The organism is Methylobacterium sp. AC433 (assembly GCF_979253015.1).
Window position 1 is genome coordinate 57,385 of record NZ_CEEDBN010000005.1, and the last position, 15,210, is coordinate 72,594.

The following is a 15,210-nucleotide window of genomic DNA, read 5'->3' on the forward strand; positions in this document are numbered from 1 at the left end:
AAATCAGGGGAAATTCGATGGCCTCCGCGGTTCGTGCACCGAATGTTCAGGCGGCCGCCGGGCGGGCCGGATGTGCCGGAACGACCTGACGCGCGATGGTCCGCCCCGCTCACCCCTTCTTGCGCAGGGGCCTGACCGAGAGGACGCCCTGGTCGGTGAAGCCGGTGGCGGCGCCGAAGGCCTGCAGGTCCGCCTGCCGAGGGCCGGCGAGCAGCTGGATATCGCCGCACCCCGCCGAGCGCGCCGCCTGCGACGCCGCCTTCAGGAGGAGGCGGCCGATGCCGCGCCGTCGTGCATCGGGATCGACCAGCAGCGTGGTGATCTGCGCCGTCGCCAGGCTGGCGGCCAGGGACGGATACCAATGGACGACGACGAGGCCGCTCGGCGGCCCCCACTCGATGGCGACGAGCGCGGCGCCCGCGCCCTGCCGAAGGGCCTCGATCCGCTCGGCCAGGGCCTCGGCGGCGACGGGATGGCCGCAGGATCGCAGGAGTTCGGCGAGGCCCGCCACGTCGCCGCCATGCGCCGCCCGGATCTCCAGCCCGTAACGGCTCGCCACGCATCGCTCCGATCGGCTCCGCCAGCCGGGCCGGCGGAGCGAGGGGTCCCTGGACCGTTCTAGTCGCGCCGCATCAGGCCGAACAGGGCGAAGCCCGCCAGGGCCGCGAGGCCGAGGGCGAGGCCGCGATTGTCCTGGAAGCGGCTCGCCGCAGCCTGCCCCGCCGCGCGCAGGTCGTTGCCCAGCGGCGAGCCGCTCAGGATGCGCTCGGCACGGTCGTGGTTCTCCGGCCGGGTCGCGATCGACACCGCGAAGGCGTCGTCGTCCAGGCGGTCGATCTCGACGCTGTTGCGCGCGAAGCCGGCGCGCGACAGGCGATCCCGCGCCACGCGGGCGGCCCTGAGAGACGGAACGGTCACGGTGGCCAACACGCTGTCAGACATCAAGTTTTCTCCCTATTCGGCAAACCAAACCTCGGCCGGCGGAATAGGGTTCCGCGAGAGGGCGTCCGGGAAGGTCGCCGGCCGCGCGCCTTAAGCATCCGGCAACCAGCGCGGTCCTAAGCCCGAACCTCGCCGCGCGGTGCCGCCTCGCGAGGCCGTCGAGAGGAGCCTGCCGGACTTGCGCGATCCGTTCGTTCCTGCCGCCCTCGCCGACCGCCTGCGGGAGAAGCGCCGCAAGCCGCGCGCCCGGGATGCGCTCGCCTACGAGCCGGCCAAGCCTGTCTTCGCCGAACTCCTCGACGCGCGTGGGCACGGCACTGGCCAGTTCGTGCGCCTGTCCCAGGGCATGGTGGAGGCGATCACGCGCGGGGTCCGGGAGGAGGCCTGATCGCCGGCCGAGTCCGCATTGGGATCAGCGGTCGCAGCCGATACAGATGTCGCGCACCACGCGCTGGCGTCCGAGACCCGTACGCTGGTTCGGCAACTGTCCGTTGAAGGCATGCTCGACCGGCCGGGCCGTCGGCGCCACCGGTTTCGGCGCCTCGGGCGAGGCCGGCCGGGGGGCGGGGGCTGTCAGGGCCATGTACTGCGCGGCGGCGGGCGGCGAAGCGAGGCCGAGCGCTAGGCCGGCGAGAGCGAGGCTCAGGGGCGACCGCCGGGAGAACGCGCGTTCGCGCGGGGCGGTCGCGGGACGTCGCGTGGCCATCGGATCCTCCGGTCGTGATCTCACGGTGCGAATCGACACGGCGCCGCCATGCGGCGATCCGGCGTCCAGCCTGACGGGAACGAGGGGAAGCAGGGATCGTTCCCAGTCCCTTTGACCGGCTCCGGGCCGGATGGGACCGCACAGATGCTGCACCTCCTCGTGGCCGATGGGAACGACCGGTCGGGACGGGCCGATCACGTTTCGGCCACCGGCGTCACCTCGGCGGAAGCCTACGCGGAGGTCTTGCGCCAGATCTCGGCCGGGGTCGCCTGCACCCTGATCAACCCGGCCGACGCCGATGCGGCACTGCCCCCCGGCATGACGCTCGCCGGCTTCGACGCCCTCGTCCTCACGGGCTCGGCGCTTCACGTCTGCGACGAATCCGCGGCGGTTCGGCGCCAGATCGGTCTCGTGGCCGAGGCGCTCGGTGCCGGACTTCCCGTGTTCGGCTCCTGCTGGGGCGTCCAGGTCGCCGCGGTGGTGGCGGGCGGCCACGCGGCCCGCAATCCGAAGGGGCCGGAATACGGGTTCTCGCGCGACCTCGTGCGGACCGAGGCCGGGCGGGCGCACCCGCTTCTCGCGGGACGGGACGAGCGCTTCGACGCGCCGGCCATGCATCTCGACGCCGTCATCACCCCGCCGGCTCACGCCACTGTCCTGGCCGGCAACGGGGTCCTGTCGGTCCAGGCGATCGAGATCCGGCACGGCGCGGGCGTGTTCTGGGGTACGCAGTACCACCCGGAACTCGACCTCGACGCCCTCGCGGCGATGCTGCGCCTCAGCGCCGACGACGTGGTGGAGGCCGGCGCGCTGCCGGACCACGCGGCGGTGGAGGCCTATGCGGCCGATCTCTGCCGCATCCACGCGGACCCGGACGGGCAGCGGGACCTGATCGCCCGCCACCGGCTCGGGGCCGAACTGCTGGAGCCGGCGCGCCGGCGCGCGGAGATCGGCAACTTCCTCGACCGTCTCGTGCGTCCGCGGGTCGAAGCCGCGGCCTGAGGGATCAGACCACGCGCAGGGCGGCAGCGCCCGGCCGCGGGCGGGCGCCGACGATGTGGAAGGCGCGCGGCCGCACGAACAGGAACGACAGGCGCGTGTGACGGATCATCCGCTCGAAGGCCAGCGGAACCAGGATCGCCACCACGGTCACGACGAGGCTCGCCCAGCCGATGTCGGTGATCGCCCCGGACTTCACGATCAGGGTGCGGGTGAGGGCCATCGGCAGGAAGAAGGCCAGATAGATCACGATCGAGCGCTGGCCGCAGGCCCGCAGGGCCGCCGTCACTGGGCCGCCCGCGCGGGACATCAGGGCGCCGATGGCGACGATCGCCAGGGCCCCCGCGCCGCTGAGGACGAGGCTCAGGCCCGGAAGGTTCGCCGGAAACGGAACGGCGCGGAATCCCGTGGGGATGAACACCATCGCGGCGTTGACCGCGGCCCACAGGGCGAGGCCGAGAAGGGCCGCGCGGGCATGGCGCTGCACGAGGTCGGCGAAGGTGAAGATCCGCGCCGCGAAGAGATAGCCCACCAGGAACCAGACGTAGCGGTCGCAGAACTCGTTGATCAGTTCCGAGCCGGTATGGACGGGCAGGACCTGCAGCAGAGCCGCCCCGCCGAGGAGCCAGGCCGTCGGCACCGGCCGCAGGGCCTTGGTCAGGACCGAGAACACCGCCAGCAGGTAGATGAACCACAGGGTCGAGTAGGGCTCGACGACGGCCAGGGCGAGGTGGGCCACGAAGGCGCCGGGACCGGCACCGTCGGTGATCTGGCCATACTTGAAGGCCGACTGGATCAGCACCCAGAGGACGTAGAAATAGACGAAGTGCACGAGGCGCCTGTCGAGGAACAGGCGCCAGTCGCGGTCGATCACCCGCCCGAGGAACAGTCCCGACAGCAGGAAGAAGTCCGGGATGCGGAAGGGGCGCGCGAAGGCCACGACGGTGTGGAGGAAGCCCTCGCCCTCCATGGCGATGCCGGCGCCCAGGGTCGAGTGCATCATCACAACCAGGATGATGCAGAGGCCCTTGGCGACATCCACCCAGGCGAGCCGGTTCGCATCCTCGGGGGACCCCGCCGCGTGCCGCCCCGCTCCCTGCCCAGCCTCGACCGCCGCCATGATCCGTCCCCGCTCACAGGGCTGCGATCCTCGGGCGCGAGGTCTTAAGGATGGGGATACGGGCCGGAACGCTCGGCGATCATACCGAACGGACGGTAAAGGCGCCGTCGCGAATCGCGGCCTTCAGTGCGGGTTGCGCTTGGCGCCCCGGCGGCCGCGCGTCATGCGGGTCGCCGCATGGAAGTCGTCCGGCTTCGTGCGGATCCAGGCCAGGAACTCCGCCATCTCGGGTGCGGCCCGCAGGGCGTCCACCTCGGCGAGGCGGCGGGCGATCTCGGCCTCGCTGAAGCGGGCGTGGATCGCCGAGTGGCAGATCTGGTGCAGGCGCACCGTACCGGCCCGCGCTCCGCCCTTCAGCTTCGGGGTCAGGTGATGCAGGCTCGATTTGGCATGGGGCGGGATCGGCCGCTCGCAGAGCGGGCAGGTGACCGCAGGCTTGGCCTGTGGACCGTGCGTCGCCGGGTCGTCGTTGCGCCAGAGTCGGGCTCGTCGTCCCAAGGGCCTCTCCGTCGGATGGGTCCGTCAGCGGACCGCTGGCGGGACAAGGGGGCGGCAGGCCGGATCGTTCGATCCGAAGACATCGAGGGCCTGCCGATCCTGCGTCCCGAGGATGGACACGTGGTCGCCGGCGATCACCGTCATTCGCGCGCGCGGACCGGCGAGTGCGGCCAGCCGCTCGGCATGCGCCCTGGGCACGACCGCATCGTCCGCGCCATGGACGATGAGCACCGGCCCGGTACCCGCGGCGATGCGGGAATCGGACCGGAACGTGTCCTGCAGGAGCAGGCGGGTCGGCAGGTACGGGAAACGCCCGGCGACGATGGCCGAGAGGGAATCGAACGGCGCCTCGAGGTAGAGGCCGAGATGCGGCCGGCTCTCGGCCAGGGCCACCGCCACCGCGGCGCCGAGGGAGTGCCCGTGCAGCAGCACCGGCGCCCCGGGCGCCCGGGCCTGGACCAGCGCGTAGGCCGCCTGCCCGTCGGCGATCAGGCCCGCCTCGCTCGGGCTCCCGGTCGAGCCGGGATAGCCGCGATAGGCGATGGCGAGGACGCCCCAGCCTGCGGCGCGCCAGGGCGCGCCGGCAAAGCGCGCCGCGCCGGGCTCCGGGCGCGAGCCGTTGCCGTGGAGGGTTAGGATGATGGGGCAGCCCGGCTCCGGCGCGCGCCAGAACCCGAGCAGGCGCTCCCCGTCGGCCGTCGGCAGGCTGACCGCCTCCGTGCCCGCCGGTGCCGGCCGGGCCGGAGCGGGCGCCTGGCCGCGGAAGGCGCCGGGGTAGATCAGGTGGCGCTGGAACACGGTCAGGAGCGTGACTCCCAGGAGGGAGAGCCCGAGGAACGCGGTGGCCACGAGGGAAGCGAGAAGACGCATGCGCTCGACTGATGGGAGGCCGCGATCCGGCGAAGCCTCGAGGTGTCATGGCGGGGCGCCGGACCCGAGGAAGGGGCTTCGGGGCGTGTCCGAGAGGTAGGGACTGGACTTTGGCGTGTCACCAGCGATGTTGCGTCGCGTGAAAACGCCCGTTCCCGTCTCCCCCCGCCGCCGGCTCGAGCAAGTGCACGACCGGGCCGTCCGGCCCGCACCGGTCCGGCGCCGCGCGCCATGACGGGATCGTCCGGCGATGGACGGGCCGCGGGCATTCCGGGCCTGAGCCCGAACGTGCTCCTCCTCGGGCTGATCTTCTGCGGAATCGGCTTCGGCATCGGTGCCGGGGCACTCGCGGGCTCGGGCGCCGCCTTCGTGTTTCTGATGGCCGGCTGGGTGCTCGGCCAGTGCCTGCACGAGTACGGCCATGCGCGCGCCGCGCGCCATTGCGGCCTGGCTCCGACCGGGGCGCTGACCCTTGATCCGCTGCGGGCGCCCGCCCCTGTGGCGACCATGCTGCTGCCGGCCCTGTTCACCATCTTGGGCGGCATCGGGTTTCCCGGCGGAGCCGGTGTACCGCCCGAGGGAAGGCTGAGCCGGGGCCGGCAATCCGCGGTGGCTGCGGCCGGTCCGGCGATGAGCTTCGCCTTCCTTCTCACGCTCGCGCTGCTCTACGGCCTGACGAGTGCGGAGGCCGAGACCCTGCGGGCGGTTCTCGCCGTCTCGGTTCTGTTCCAGGGGACGGCCCTGGTCCTCGGCCTGATGCCGGTCCCGGGCCTGGACGGCTACGGCATCCTCCGGCCATGGCTGCCCGACTCCGGAACCGCCATCTTATCCTGGACGGACCGGATGGCCCGGCGTCCGAGCCTCGTCCTGCTGGGCCTGTTCCTGGCTTCCTCGGCTTTCACCCGACCCCTGTTCCGGGCCAGCCTGCTGTTGACCGAGACGTTCGGTATCGATCTCGCCGATGTGATCGCCGGTTTCAGGCTCGTTCGCCTCTGGTGATGGAGCAGATGCTCCGCCACGGCGGACGGGGCGCGATATTTGATTTGCCGGCTGAATGCCTGCGATGCAATGTGTCCGTCAGCGAGCCGGGCCGTACGCTTGCCGCGGGTGCGGACAGGTCGTGCAGGGCTCGGAATCCGGGGCGTCGCGCCCGATGGCGGCGATGGTCGAGGTCGTGAGCACAGCATGCGTGACGATACGTCGGGGCGGCAGGCCTCGCCTCACGCCTACCGCGTTCTCCTGCTCGACGCTTCCGGCCGTGTCCTTCGCACCAAATCCCTCGCGGGCTGCACCGAGGCCGAGGCCATCGAGCGGGCCCGAGACTTCGTGGATGGACGGTCGGTCGAGCTCTGGGACGGTAGCCGCCTGATCCAGCGCCTCGACGCGTCCCATGACCCGGAATCGGACGAACCCTGACTGGACGGGCAGCCGCGGCATTCGGGCATCGTGGGGGCCGAGCGAGCTTTCGTGCTAGGTGCCCCTCGACCTCCGGACCCGACGCGATCCGGTGCGCCCGGTGGAGAGACCCCGCGATGGCCCTCAAGACGACGTTCCTGGTGCAGACCTTCGTGCTCAAGCGCAAGCGGCTCTCGCCGGGGGACCGCGAGGTGGCGGTGACGGAGAGTGGGGCGCTGAAGAAAGCCGAGGCCATGGCGGCGCGCTTCCCCGGTACGGCGGCGATCAAGGTCGTGGCCGACGACGAGACGGGGGAACTGGAGAGCGCATCCATCCTCGGCAGCTTCGGCGAGGTGCCGGACGATTTCGCCGAGAGCCTGCAGGGGTCCTGAAGCGGCACCCTCGGCGTCCGCAAGCCCGGGTCTCGAAACGCGAAAAAGGGCTCCGCCTCGCGGCGGAGCCCCTCGATGCTGCGGTGACGCGTCAGCCGTCAGGGGCAGGCGTGGCGCTGGCCGTCATTGCCGAGATAGGTCCCGGTGCGGCGGTCGTAGGAGCGGAAGCGCTGGACGCAGTAGGCGACGTCGTCGCCGCCGGTGGCGACTTCCGGACCGGCCTCGTAGCCCGTCGCGGCATAGCCGCCACCATAGGGCGCGTAGCCGCCGTAATAGGCCGGGGCATAACCGCCGGCATAGTAGTCGTCGCCGTAGTAGCCGCCATAGGCGCTGCCGAGGCCGTAGCCGATCCCGGCTCCTGCGAGACCCAGGCCGAGCCCGAGGCCGAGCCCGCCGTAGCCGCGGCGGTAGCCGTAGCCGCGTCCGGCATAGGCGCCGCCCCGGTTGAAGCCGCCGCGATCGCCCCGGAAGCCGTTGCCGGCAGCAAGGCCCGCTCCGGCGCCGACGGCACCCACGCCGACAGCCCCGCCGCGGTTGAAGCCACCCTGCGCCAGGCCGCCGCGGAACCCGCCGCCGCCGAAGTTGCCGCCGCGGAACCCGCCGCCCTGAGCGAGACCGCCGCGGAAGCCACCCCCACCGAAGTTGCCGCCGCGGAACCCGCCGCCGCCCATGCCACCGCCATGGAAGCCGCCGCCGCCACCCCGGAAGCCGCCGCCGCCACCGCCCGGACGCGCATCGGCGGAGGCGGGAATCATCGAGAGGGCGCCGACCAGGGCGGCCGATGCCAGGAATATGCGCTTCATGGGAGAACCTGTCGTTCGTGTGCCGACCCCGAGGGTCGAACTTCTGGTTAACGAACGCGGGGCCTGACGATAAAGTTCGTTTCACACGCCCTTCCGCGTCGGTTTGCCGGACCGGTGATTGACAAAACGGCCGCCGACCTCGAATCTGGAAGCATTCCGAGGGGGGCTCCGAGTACGGGAGCTGAGATTGGGCGCGTCGCCCTGACCCTTGAACCTGATCCGGTTCGTACCGGCGGAGGGACGGGAATCTCAACGACGGCGCGAATCTCCAGGCGCCATCCCGTCCAATCCCTCCGCCCATGAACCGGATCGTCTCCCACGCCAGGAGCGAAACCGATGAATGCACCCGTTCTCCCGAAGGATCTGCCGCAGGGCCAGCCGCAGGCGGTGACCACCGGCCCGATCATGGGCTCGCGCAAGGTCTACGCGCCCGTGGCCGGGCACGACGACATCCGGGTGCCGTTCCGCGAGATCACGCTCAGCGATCCGAAGGAGGCCCCTGTGCGGGTCTACGATCCGTCGGGTCCCTACACGGAGACGGATGCCAAGATCGACCTCCATGCCGGCCTGCCGCTGGTGCGCGAGCCCTGGATCGCTCGGCGCGGCTACGCCACGGTGACCCCGCGCGCGGTCAAGCCCGAGGACAACGGCTTCGTGCCCGAGGACAAGCTCGTGGCCCCGTGCCCGGCCACCCGCGAGATCCGCAAGGCCGGCCCCGGCCAGATGGTGACGCAGTACGAGTTCGCCCGCGCCGGGATCATCACCGAGGAGATGATCTACGTCGCCAACCGCGAGAACCTCGCCCGCCAGACGATGCTGGAGGGCGCGCAGGCGGCGCTGGCCGACGGCAACAGCTTCGGCGCGTCCCTGCCGGCCTTCATCACGCCCGAGTTCGTCCGCGACGAGGTGGCCCGGGGCCGCGCCATCATCCCGGCCAACATCAACCACCCGGAGGTGGAGCCGATGGCGATCGGCCGCAACTTCCTGGTGAAGATCAACGCCAATATCGGCAATTCCGCCGTGACGTCCTCGGCCGCCGAGGAGGTCGAGAAGCTGGTCTGGGCGACCCGCTGGGGCGCCGACACGGTGATGGACCTCTCGACGGGCCGCAACATCCACAACATCCGCTCGTGGATCGTGCGCAACTCGCCGGTTCCGATCGGCACCGTGCCGATCTACCAGGCCCTGGAGAAGGTCGGCGGCGACCCGCTGAAGCTCGACTGGGAGGTCTTCAAGGACACCCTGATCGAGCAGGCCGAGCAGGGCATCGACTACTTCACGATCCATGCGGGCGTGCGCCTCGCCCACGTGCCGCTCACCGCGCGCCGGGTCACCGGCATCGTCTCGCGCGGCGGCTCGATCATGGCGCGCTGGTGCCTCGCCGGTCACCGGGAGTCGTTCCTCTACGAGCGCTTCGACGAGATCTGCGACATCATGCGGGCCTACGACGTCTCGTTCTCGCTCGGCGACGGCCTGCGCCCCGGCTCCATCGCGGATGCCAACGACGCGGCGCAGTTCGCCGAGCTGGAGACCCTGGGCGAGCTCACCAAGATCGCCTGGGACAAGGGCTGCCAGACCATGATCGAGGGCCCCGGCCACGTGCCGATGCACAAGATCAAGGTGAACATGGAGAAGCAGCTCGTGGAGTGCGGCGAGGCGCCGTTCTACACCCTCGGCCCGCTGACCACCGACATCGCCCCCGGCTACGACCACATCACCTCCGGCATCGGCGCCGCGATGATCGGCTGGTTCGGCTGCGCCATGCTCTGCTACGTCACCCCGAAGGAGCATCTCGGTCTGCCCAACCGCGACGACGTCAAGGAAGGCGTGATCACCTACAAGATCGCGGCCCATGCCGCCGACCTCGCCAAGGGCCACCCGGCGGCGCAGCTGCGCGACGACGCCCTGTCGCGGGCCCGGTTCGACTTCCGCTGGGAGGACCAGTTCAACCTCTCCCTCGACCCCGACACGGCGCGCGCCTACCACGACGAGACCCTGCCGAAGGACGCCCACAAGGTCGCGCATTTCTGCTCGATGTGCGGCCCGAAGTTCTGCTCGATGAAGATCACGCAGGACCTGCGCGCCGAGGTGCTGGCGATGGAGGCGGCCGGGCAGGTGCTCGGCGAGGCCGCGCCCCTGAGCGCGGCCGAGCGCGAGGCCGGCATGGCGGCGAAATCCGCCGAGTTCCAGGCCGAGGGCGGCAAGCTCTACGTCGACGCGGCGGAGTAGGGGGCTGTGTCCCGGGCCAGTCTCAACTGACCGGCCCGGGACAGGCAGCGCGCGAAAGGACCGCCCGCGGCGCACGGAATTCGAGAGCCGTGTCCGCGCGCGCTTCGGAGGCATCGGAGAGCGGGCGGGGTGCCCGGCGCGATCTCCCGGGCGCCTTTCCCGATCACATCACGCGAACAGCCCGTGCACGAACCAGCGCGTGGGCGATTCCATCGTGAGGAATCCCTCGCGATAGACCCAGAGGCGGCGGCCGGCCTCGTCCTCCACCACATAGTAGTCCCGCGTCGGCCCGGGGGCGTGCCACCACGCATCGGCGATGCGCTCCGGCCCGTCCGCATGGGCGACCCGGTGCAGGCGCCGGCGCCAGCGGAAGCGGTGCGGCGGCCCGTCGGGGGCGAGCGCGATGACGTCTTCGGCCGCCTCGCCCCGGCTGAGCAGCACCAGCGGCCGCGGCGGCAGGCTCGGCCGGGGCGCCGGATCGGCCCAGCCCGCCTGGCTGCGCTGGCCCGCCCCCCAGGGTTCCACGATCTCGGCCCGCTCGGGCAGGTGGCTCTCCCGGAAGCCGAGCCGCATCATCCGCCGGCCGAGGCGCTGGCGCAGGGCATCGCCCAGATGTCCGGCTCCTCCCTCGCCACCGGCGGCGGCCTCCACCAGCATCCTCTGACGCGGCGCGATCGGACCCGTGGCGGTGACCGCGAGGCCCACGCTCTCGAAGCCGAAACCGGCATCGAGGGCCGGGCCGAGGCGGTCGAGGCGCAGGGTCAGCAGGCGCCCGAGCTGGGCCGGGCAGCGGGTCGGCAGGCTCATCCCGAGGTCGAGGGTTCGCACCACCCCGTCGACGCGGGTCAGGGACAGCCGCAAAGCCCGGGCGCCGAGGCCGGCCGCCTCCAGCCGCGGGGCCAATCCCTCCATCAGGCGCATGGCCGTGGCGACGATGGTCTCCGGCCGGCCGATCGGTTCGAGGAAGCCGCGCACGGCCTCGAAGTCGCGCGGGTCCTCCGCCGGGACGAGGGGCTCCGGACGGTGGCCGAGGGCTTGGTCGAGGCGCAGCAGCAGGATCTTGCCGAAGCGCCGGGCCAGGGGCGCGCGGGGCGCGGCGGCAAGGTCGCCGATCCGGCGCAGGCCGAGGCGGGCCAGGGCCTGCGCCGTGCCGGGATCGAGGCGCAGGGCCGCGACCGGCAGGGCCCGCAGGGCCTCCCCGTTGCATCCGGGCGCCACGAGGCCGCCCCCGCCGTGGCGCGCCAGGGCGAAGGCGCAGGCGGGCGTGTCGGCCAGCGCGATCCGCGCCGGGATCGCGCCCTCGGACAATCGCCGGGCGAGATCCGCTTGCAGCGGCGCCTCGCCGCCGAACAGGTGGCTCGCCCCGGCGATGTCGAGGAAGAATCCATCCCCGCCCTCCGCCGGGCCGTAGGGCGCGACGACCGGGGTGTAGCGCTTGGCCCAGAGGCAGAGCCGGTGCAGGGCGGCTTCATCCGCTTCCGGGTCGGCAGGATGGACGGAAACGGGCGTGCCGATCCGCGCGCGGGCCCGGGCCAGGGTCTCGCCGGGTTCGAGGCCGAGGGCGCGGGCGGCGGCGTCCACCGCGAGCAGGCGCAGGCCGTTGGCCTCCATCGCGGCCACGACCACGGGGCCGTCATCCCGAGCGCTGGACCCGTGCGCCCGCCTCAGCCGCGTGACCGGCCAATGCTCCAGCCAGACCGAAACGATGCGCGGCATGATCCCACTCCAGAAGCCAGTGTCCGGTCCGCCCATTGCGGCTTCGGTCGAGGGTCACCTGCCAGCACGGCCGCTCGATGCAGCCGAAGCGGTCGCGCAGGGCCTTGCCGGCGGCGATCCGCCAGCGGGTCGCGGCCACGTTGGGGCTCTCCGCCTCCGGTGGCCGCAGGACGAGGAGGAGGAGGTCGGTCCGCCCGGCCGCGAGGTGAAGCCGGCGGCTCTGGGTCAGGGGCAGGGCGGCGTCGACGAGGCCCGCCACGGCGGCCAGCCCCTGCGCGCGCAGGGATTCCTCCAGGGCGCGATAGGCGTCGCCGTCGCTGGCGACCTCGAACAGCAGCAGCCGTCCGGGGTCGAGGCCGAGACCGGCCAGACCATGCCCATAGGGGAGGGGATGGCCCTGTCCCGCCACCAGCAGGGCTTCGCCGCGCACCCGGGCGAGGTGGCGCGCCACCAGGGCGAGGGCGAAGCCGAGGGCCGCCGGCTCGTCCCCCGCCTGGGCCGGGGCGATCTCGTGCAACTGCCCGAGGGCGAGGCCGCCCTGTGCGAGGCGCGAATCGATGTCGTGGATGCCCAGCGGAAGGGCGCCCCGGAGGACCGGGGCATCGCCGCGGCCGGCCACCAGGTCGCGCAGGGCCGCGAGGTCCAAGGGGCCTACATCGGGAGAAGGCGCCTCCACGCCCGGTCGATCCGACGGCTGGGTCTCGATCTCCGCATCGGGAGGATCTTCAGGGCTCTGTCTCATCAGCTCCGCTCCATTCCGCTACGCTAAGAACAGAACAGGAACATACTCAATCGGTTTCCAGGGGCTCCTGAGATTTCACCTGTGTTCAAGGACTTGGCCTGTGGAAGGCTGTGGATGCCTGTGGACGGCAGGGGCCGGGGCGGTGGCTCCGTCACCCTTGACCCTGTGGCGACGGCAGGGCAGCACTCCCCACCTGCCGCGCAAGCAGACGCGGATCAGCCGGGAGAACTCCATGCGTCTCGCTCGTGCCCTCGTGGTCCTGTCGGGCCTGATCACCGTCGCGGTAGGGTTCCCCGCTGCGGCGCAGCCGGCGGCCCAGCCCAGGGGCGAGGCACCCAAGGCGGCGGCACCGAAGGGACGCGGGCCGCAGGCCGCGTCGCAGCCGATCCAAGTCTACGATGCCCGCTTCGAGAACGGCGACCTGCGCATCTCCGGCAGCGTGCGCAAGCCCGGCACCGTGGTGGTGCTCGACGAGGACATCTCGATCATCGCCGACAGCCGGGGCCGCTTCGTCTTCCGCCTGCCCTACGTGCCCACCAACTGCATCGCCACGCTGAAGGCGGGCGAGGACGAGCGCGAGGCGGTGATCGCCAATTGCGGCCCTGCCGGCCAGCCCGGTCCGAAGGGCGAGACCGGGCAGAAGGGCGACACCGGCGACAAGGGCGAGACCGGCCCCGCCGGGCCGCAGGGCGTCGCCGGCCTGCCCGGTCCTCAGGGACCGAAAGGTGACACCGGGGCCAGAGGCGAGCCCGGCCCGAAGGGCGAGACGGGCGCCCGAGGCGAGCCCGGCCCCAAGGGTGAAGCGGGACTCAAGGGTGAGGCCGGCCCCAAGGGCGACGCCGGTCCGAAAGGCGAGCCCGGCCCGCGGGGGCCGGCCGGCGAGCGTGGACCGGCGGGCGCCAGGGGCGAGGCCGGTCAGGCCGCCCTCGCGGCGGCCGCGCCCGCATCCCCGTTCCGGGTGGTGCGCCAGGACACCTGCCCGGCCTCGGGCTGCGCCATCACCTGCGAGGGCAGCGAGATCCTCGCCTCGGCCCTGTGCCTGAAGGGGGGCAGCGCCATCGTGACGGCGGGCGCCGACGGAACCTTGAGCGCGGCCTGTCCCGCCGAGAGCCAGGGTCTCGTCGGCCTCTGCGCCCGGCGCTGAGGGGCCGAGGCGACCCGAGCGATCGCCCCTCGCCGAAACGGAGCCGTCCGGTGTAAGGACGCGCTTCGTTTCGTGCCGAAGCCGATCCCACCCTTGTCGATACCGCCCATGCCGCCTGTCCCCTCCTGCACCGTTCCCAGCGTCCGCGGGGCCTCGCGATGAGCGCGGGCATCTGGGGCAAGCTCGGAGGGGCCGGCCTAGGCCTCGCCATCGGCGGTCCCCTCGGCGGCCTCGTCGGCGGCGTGGCCGGGCACTTCCTGGTCGACCGCGAGGGCGCGCTGTTCGGCGCCACGCCGCGCGACGTGGTCTTCACCACCGGCCTCGTGGCGCTCGCCGCCAAGATGGCCAAGTCCGACGGCGTGGTGACGCCGGCGGAGGTCGAGGCCTTCGCCAAGGTGGTGCAGGTGGACGCGCGCGCCCGGCCCGGCGTGCAGCGCCTGTTCGACCTCGCCAAGGGCACCGCGAACGGCTTCGAGGCCTATGCCCGGCAACTGGCCAACACCTTCCACGACGAGCCGGCCCTGCTGGAGGACGTGCTCGACGGCCTGTTCCACATCGCCAAGGCCGATGGCGCCATCCACGAGGCGGAGGAGCGCTACCTGCGCGCCGTGGCGGAGACCTTCGGCTACGACGAGGCCGCGTTCCGCCGCATCGCCGCCCGGCACGTCCGCCTCTCCGACGATCCCTACCTCGTGCTCGGCCTCGATCACGACGTCGACGATGCCGGGCTGAAGGCCGCCCACCGGGCCCTGGTGCGGGAGAACCATCCCGACCGGGCCATCGCGCGCGGCCTGCCGCCGGAGGCGGTGGCCATCGCCACCCGCCGGCTCGCGGCCATCAACGCCGCCTATGACCGGATCAGCACCGAGCGGGGCCTCACGTGAAACCGACGCCCGAGAGCCCCGTCGCCACCAGCGTCCACCCGTCGCCGAACCACGGCGAGCGCCGCTCCGGCCCGGTCGACCTCCTCATCCTGCACTACACCGGCATGGAGAGCGCGGCCGCCGCCCTGCAGCGCCTCGCCAACCCCGTGGCGGAGGTCTCGGCCCATTACGTGGTGCTGGAGGACGGCCGCGTGGTGCAGATGGTGCCCGAGGGGCGCCGGGCCTGGCATGCGGGCCAGGGCTCCTGGGCCGGGATCAGCGAAGTGAACTCGCGCTCCCTGGGCATCGAGATCGTCAATGGCGGCCATGCCGGCGGCCTGCCGGCCTATCCCGCGGCGCAGATCGAGGCCGTGATCGCCCTCTGCGGCGATCTCGCCGGGCGCTGGAGCCTCGCCCCGCACCGGATCCTCGCCCATTCCGACATTGCGCCCGAGCGCAAGGAGGATCCGGGCGAGCACTTTCCCTGGGAGGGCCTCGCCCGCGCCGGCATCGGCCACTGGGTGCCGCCGGCCCCGATCCGCGATGGCCGCTTCTTCGCGCAGGGCGATGCCGGGCCGCCGATCGAGGCGCTGCAGGCGATGTTCGCCCTCTACGGCTACGACCTGCCGGTGAGCGCCACCTTCGACGCCCGCATGGGTGCGGTGGTGACGGCGTTCCAGCGCCACTTCCGCCCGGCCCGCGTCGACGGCGTCGCCGACGCCTCGACCATCACGACCCTGCGGGACCTGATCGCGGCGCTGCCGGGACGTTAGCGCACCATGGCGCGCGAC

Annotated in this window: 18 protein-coding genes and 1 riboswitch; of the genes, 9 read left to right on the forward strand and 9 right to left on the reverse strand. The window is 72.4% G+C overall.

Annotation, left to right across the window (positions count from 1 at the left end):
- Positions 1-109 precede the first annotated feature (109 nt).
- Complete coding sequence (locus AC0IWM_RS09810; RefSeq protein WP_471754715.1) at positions 110-559, reverse strand: GNAT family N-acetyltransferase; 450 nt, start codon at positions 557-559, stop codon at positions 110-112.
- A 59-nt stretch (positions 560-618) separates the two neighbouring features.
- Positions 619-942 carry a hypothetical protein gene (locus AC0IWM_RS09815; protein WP_471754717.1) on the reverse strand — a complete coding sequence of 108 codons (324 nt, stop codon included), beginning with the start codon at positions 940-942 and terminating at the stop codon, positions 619-621.
- A 178-nt stretch (positions 943-1,120) separates the two neighbouring features.
- Between AC0IWM_RS09815 and AC0IWM_RS09820 the strand changes: the two genes are divergently transcribed.
- A complete protein-coding gene (locus AC0IWM_RS09820) occupies positions 1,121-1,330 on the forward strand; it encodes a hypothetical protein (RefSeq protein ID WP_471754719.1) in 210 nt (69 codons plus the stop codon).
- A gap of 24 nt (positions 1,331-1,354) precedes the next feature.
- Here AC0IWM_RS09820 and AC0IWM_RS09825 read toward each other — a convergent pair whose 3' ends face one another.
- Positions 1,355-1,648 (reverse strand): hypothetical protein, encoded by a 294-nt coding sequence (locus AC0IWM_RS09825; RefSeq protein ID WP_471754721.1) that lies wholly within the window; start codon positions 1,646-1,648, stop codon positions 1,355-1,357.
- A 144-nt stretch (positions 1,649-1,792) separates the two neighbouring features.
- Here AC0IWM_RS09825 and AC0IWM_RS09830 point away from each other — a divergent pair, with 144 nt between their 5' ends.
- On the forward strand, positions 1,793-2,650 hold the full coding sequence (locus AC0IWM_RS09830) for a glutamine amidotransferase-related protein (protein ID WP_471754723.1): 858 nt from the start codon (positions 1,793-1,795) through the stop codon (positions 2,648-2,650).
- 4 nt (positions 2,651-2,654) lie between these two features.
- Here AC0IWM_RS09830 and AC0IWM_RS09835 read toward each other — a convergent pair whose 3' ends face one another.
- From AC0IWM_RS09835 to AC0IWM_RS09845, 3 genes are all read right to left on the reverse strand, one after another.
- The gene (locus tag AC0IWM_RS09835; RefSeq protein WP_471754725.1) at positions 2,655-3,767 is read right to left on the reverse strand and encodes an acyltransferase family protein; all 1,113 of its coding nucleotides are present in this window, start codon (positions 3,765-3,767) and stop codon (positions 2,655-2,657) included.
- 123 nt (positions 3,768-3,890) lie between these two features.
- Positions 3,891-4,265, reverse strand: coding sequence for a restriction endonuclease (locus tag AC0IWM_RS09840; protein WP_471754727.1), 375 nt, complete (start codon positions 4,263-4,265; stop codon positions 3,891-3,893).
- Between the two features lie 24 nt (positions 4,266-4,289).
- On the reverse strand, positions 4,290-5,135 hold the full coding sequence (locus AC0IWM_RS09845) for an alpha/beta hydrolase (protein ID WP_471754729.1): 846 nt from the start codon (positions 5,133-5,135) through the stop codon (positions 4,290-4,292).
- 231 nt (positions 5,136-5,366) lie between these two features.
- Between AC0IWM_RS09845 and AC0IWM_RS09850 the strand changes: the two genes are divergently transcribed.
- The 3 genes from AC0IWM_RS09850 (at position 5,367) to AC0IWM_RS09860 (ending at position 6,922) form a co-directional block, all read left to right on the forward strand.
- Positions 5,367-6,134, forward strand: a complete 768-nt coding sequence (locus tag AC0IWM_RS09850; protein WP_471754731.1) for a zinc metalloprotease — start codon at positions 5,367-5,369, stop codon at positions 6,132-6,134.
- Between the two features lie 186 nt (positions 6,135-6,320).
- Entirely contained in the window at positions 6,321-6,551 is a 231-nt protein-coding gene (locus AC0IWM_RS09855; protein WP_471754733.1) for a hypothetical protein, read from the forward strand.
- Positions 6,552-6,667: 116 nt separating this feature from the next.
- Entirely contained in the window at positions 6,668-6,922 is a 255-nt protein-coding gene (locus AC0IWM_RS09860; protein WP_055956943.1) for a hypothetical protein, read from the forward strand.
- A 98-nt stretch (positions 6,923-7,020) separates the two neighbouring features.
- On the opposite strand, the gene AC0IWM_RS09865 is transcribed toward AC0IWM_RS09860, so the two are convergent.
- Positions 7,021-7,725, reverse strand: coding sequence for a BA14K family protein (locus AC0IWM_RS09865; RefSeq protein WP_471754735.1), 705 nt, complete (start codon positions 7,723-7,725; stop codon positions 7,021-7,023).
- 149 nt (positions 7,726-7,874) lie between these two features.
- Positions 7,875-7,983, forward strand: a riboswitch (TPP riboswitch).
- Positions 7,984-8,061: 78 nt separating this feature from the next.
- Between AC0IWM_RS09865 and thiC the strand changes: the two genes are divergently transcribed.
- Positions 8,062-9,954, forward strand: a complete 1,893-nt coding sequence (gene thiC / locus AC0IWM_RS09870) for a phosphomethylpyrimidine synthase ThiC (protein ID WP_471754737.1) — start codon at positions 8,062-8,064, stop codon at positions 9,952-9,954.
- A 168-nt stretch (positions 9,955-10,122) separates the two neighbouring features.
- On the opposite strand, the gene AC0IWM_RS09875 is transcribed toward thiC, so the two are convergent.
- A complete protein-coding gene (locus AC0IWM_RS09875; RefSeq protein WP_471754739.1) occupies positions 10,123-11,670 on the reverse strand; it encodes a Y-family DNA polymerase in 1,548 nt (515 codons plus the stop codon).
- Positions 11,588-12,412 carry an ImuA family protein gene (locus AC0IWM_RS09880; protein ID WP_471754741.1) on the reverse strand — a complete coding sequence of 275 codons (825 nt, stop codon included), beginning with the start codon at positions 12,410-12,412 and terminating at the stop codon, positions 11,588-11,590. Before AC0IWM_RS09880 ends, AC0IWM_RS09875 begins: the two co-directional genes overlap by 83 nt.
- 232 nt (positions 12,413-12,644) lie before the next feature.
- Between AC0IWM_RS09880 and AC0IWM_RS09885 the strand changes: the two genes are divergently transcribed.
- From AC0IWM_RS09885 to AC0IWM_RS09895, 3 genes are all read left to right on the forward strand, one after another.
- Positions 12,645-13,556 (forward strand): collagen-like protein, encoded by a 912-nt coding sequence (locus tag AC0IWM_RS09885; protein ID WP_471754743.1) that lies wholly within the window; start codon positions 12,645-12,647, stop codon positions 13,554-13,556.
- 158 nt (positions 13,557-13,714) lie between these two features.
- The gene (locus AC0IWM_RS09890; protein ID WP_056477292.1) at positions 13,715-14,440 is read left to right on the forward strand and encodes a molecular chaperone DjiA; all 726 of its coding nucleotides are present in this window, start codon (positions 13,715-13,717) and stop codon (positions 14,438-14,440) included.
- Complete coding sequence (locus AC0IWM_RS09895) at positions 14,437-15,192, forward strand: N-acetylmuramoyl-L-alanine amidase (protein ID WP_471754745.1); 756 nt, start codon at positions 14,437-14,439, stop codon at positions 15,190-15,192. Before AC0IWM_RS09890 ends, AC0IWM_RS09895 begins: the two co-directional genes overlap by 4 nt.
- Positions 15,193-15,210 lie beyond the last annotated feature (18 nt).

Excerpts from the sequence above, each read along its gene's own strand:
- AC0IWM_RS09880 (WP_471754741.1), bottom strand. The coding sequence starts at position 12,412 with ATGAGACAGAGCCCTGAAGATCCTCCCGATGCGGAGATCGAGACCCAG.
- AC0IWM_RS09875 (WP_471754739.1), bottom strand. The coding sequence starts at position 11,670 with ATGCCGCGCATCGTTTCGGTCTGGCTGGAGCATTGGCCGGTCACGCGG.
- AC0IWM_RS09865 (WP_471754735.1), bottom strand. The coding sequence starts at position 7,725 with ATGAAGCGCATATTCCTGGCATCGGCCGCCCTGGTCGGCGCCCTCTCG.
- AC0IWM_RS09815 (WP_471754717.1), bottom strand. The coding sequence starts at position 942 with ATGTCTGACAGCGTGTTGGCCACCGTGACCGTTCCGTCTCTCAGGGCC.
- AC0IWM_RS09855 (WP_471754733.1), top strand. The coding sequence starts at position 6,321 with ATGCGTGACGATACGTCGGGGCGGCAGGCCTCGCCTCACGCCTACCGC.
- AC0IWM_RS09845 (WP_471754729.1), bottom strand. The coding sequence starts at position 5,135 with ATGCGTCTTCTCGCTTCCCTCGTGGCCACCGCGTTCCTCGGGCTCTCC.
- AC0IWM_RS09885 (WP_471754743.1), top strand. The coding sequence starts at position 12,645 with ATGCGTCTCGCTCGTGCCCTCGTGGTCCTGTCGGGCCTGATCACCGTC.
- thiC (WP_471754737.1), top strand. The coding sequence starts at position 8,062 with ATGAATGCACCCGTTCTCCCGAAGGATCTGCCGCAGGGCCAGCCGCAG.
- AC0IWM_RS09850 (WP_471754731.1), top strand. The coding sequence starts at position 5,367 with ATGACGGGATCGTCCGGCGATGGACGGGCCGCGGGCATTCCGGGCCTG.
- AC0IWM_RS09890 (WP_056477292.1), top strand. The coding sequence starts at position 13,715 with ATGAGCGCGGGCATCTGGGGCAAGCTCGGAGGGGCCGGCCTAGGCCTC.
- AC0IWM_RS09860 (WP_055956943.1), top strand. The coding sequence starts at position 6,668 with ATGGCCCTCAAGACGACGTTCCTGGTGCAGACCTTCGTGCTCAAGCGC.
- AC0IWM_RS09825 (WP_471754721.1), bottom strand. The coding sequence starts at position 1,648 with ATGGCCACGCGACGTCCCGCGACCGCCCCGCGCGAACGCGCGTTCTCC.
- AC0IWM_RS09835 (WP_471754725.1), bottom strand. The coding sequence starts at position 3,767 with ATGGCGGCGGTCGAGGCTGGGCAGGGAGCGGGGCGGCACGCGGCGGGG.
- AC0IWM_RS09830 (WP_471754723.1), top strand. The coding sequence starts at position 1,793 with ATGCTGCACCTCCTCGTGGCCGATGGGAACGACCGGTCGGGACGGGCC.